This is a genomic window from Calidifontibacillus oryziterrae (assembly GCF_000331575.1).
GTDB classification, from domain to species: Bacteria; Bacillota; Bacilli; order Bacillales; family Bacillaceae_J; genus Calidifontibacillus_A; species Calidifontibacillus_A oryziterrae.
Map to the genome: position 1 here is coordinate 1 of NZ_ANOK01000014.1, position 1,958 is coordinate 1,958.

1 protein-coding gene is annotated in these 1,958 nt (G+C 34.8%); it reads left to right on the forward strand.

Annotated features, from left to right (window positions below):
• Positions 1-146 precede the first annotated feature (146 nt).
• Positions 147-1,865 (forward strand): IS1634 family transposase, encoded by a 1,719-nt coding sequence (locus D612_RS0108405; protein WP_017755013.1) that lies wholly within the window; start codon positions 147-149, stop codon positions 1,863-1,865.
• Positions 1,866-1,958: the final 93 nt, after the last annotated feature.

The following is a 1,958-nucleotide window of genomic DNA, read 5'->3' on the forward strand; positions in this document are numbered from 1 at the left end:
CGGGAGTTTGACACTTAGAATTAATTAAAAATGCTAGAAGCCTTGATAGGGCTTATTTTTTTTGTCAATTTTTCTGTTTTAATATTGAGTACTATTTAGTACTATGTTATTATATAGGTAGATTATAGGGAATCGAGGAGTCGACTATGCGAATAAAAAAGAGCATCTCTAAACATTCTGTTTCTTATTCAGTTATTGAAAATGTCCGTGATGTAAACGGAAAGTCAACCACTAAAGTGGTCGAAGCTCTTGGTAATGAGGATGAGATTCGTGCCAAGCATCCTGGTGTAGACCCAGAAGAATGGGCACGAGCCTATGCGAAAAAATTAACGGAAGAAAAGAAAAAAGAGAAGACCCCTATTATAGCCAAATACCATCCTCATAAAATGATTGATCAGCATCAACGTCGTTCTTTTAATGTTGGTTATTTGTTTTTACAATCGATTTATTATCAACTAGGTTTATCGCAAGCAATGAAAGTCATTCAAGAAAAATATAAATTTCAGTACGATTTAAATGAGATTTTATCCAAAATAATTTATATGCGAGTGCTACACCCAACCTCTAAAAAGAACTCTTTTGAACAAGCAAAATCTTTATTAGAGGGGATTCATTGCCAGCCACATCAAATGTATCGTGCACTAGATATCCTGCAAAAAGAATCAGATTTTATTCAACAAACTACATATAAAAACAGTTTAAAATTAGTCAATCGCCACACGAAGGTTTTGTATTATGACTGTACAAACTATTATTTTGAAATGGAACAAGAAGATGGAGATAAACGGCATGGCATCTCTAAAGAAAATCGCCCTAATCCAATTGTTCAAATGGGACTATTCATGGATGCCTCAGGCCTCCCTCTAGCTTTTTCTATTTTTCCTGGGAATGAAAATGAACAAGGTTCACTCAAACCTTTAGAAAAGAAAATCCTCAAGGATTTTGAATTATCGGAAATAGTTGTTTGTACGGATGCCGGCTTGTCATCAGAAAAAAATCGTATCTATAATACGTTGGGGAATCGGGGATTTATTACAACACAATCCGTAAAAAAGTTAAAAAAACACTTAAAAGAGTGGGTACTAGATCCAGAAGGATGGCACATTACCCCTGGTGATAAAGCGATTCACCTTTCAGAAATTGATGACAGCTCCAACAATAAAACTACCTATTTTAAAGAACGTTGGATTAAAGAAGGCGAATTAGAGCAACGATTACTTGTCACTTTTTCACCGAAATATAAACATTATCAGCAAACCATTCGTGAACGGCAGATTGATCGGGCATTTAAAAAAATAGATATGCCGTCGGCTTTAAAAAAGAAAAGACCAAATGATCCAACTCGTTTTATAAGTGCGCACCATGCCACAAAAGATGGAGAAATTGCTGATAAAACGCATTTTTCAATAGATGAAGCAGCAATCCAAAAAGAAGCTCAATACGATGGTTTTTATGGGATTTGTACAAACCTAGAATCAGATCCATTAGAGTTGATACGTATCAATCATCAACGTTGGGAAATTGAAGAAAGCTTTCGTATCATGAAAAGCGAGTTTAAATCCAGACCCGTTTATGTGAAAAAAGATCAACGAGTAGAGGCGCATTTTCTAACGTGTTTTCTCTCCTTACTGATTTATCGCATACTCGAAAAAAATTTAGATGAACAATTCACTTGTTCAGATATTATACAAACGTTACGTGATATGAGAATGATGGAGCTATCAGGGGAAGGCTACATTCCGCTATACGAACGAACGGATTTAACCGATAAGCTGCATGAAGCATTTTCTTTTCGGACTGATTATGAAATTGTTCCAACAAAAAATATGAAAAAAATTTTAAAACAAACGAAAAAAACAAAATAGTACTCATTTTTCAACCAACTAAAAAACCTTCCAGCACCCTATTATAACAAGGGTTTGGAAGGTTTTTCGCTAAATTAACTGTCAAACTCAGGA

What these genes read in the sequence shown, in the direction of transcription:
- D612_RS0108405 (WP_017755013.1), top strand. Translation starts at nt 147, where the DNA reads ATGCGAATAAAAAAGAGCATCTCTAAACATTCTGTTTCTTATTCAGTT.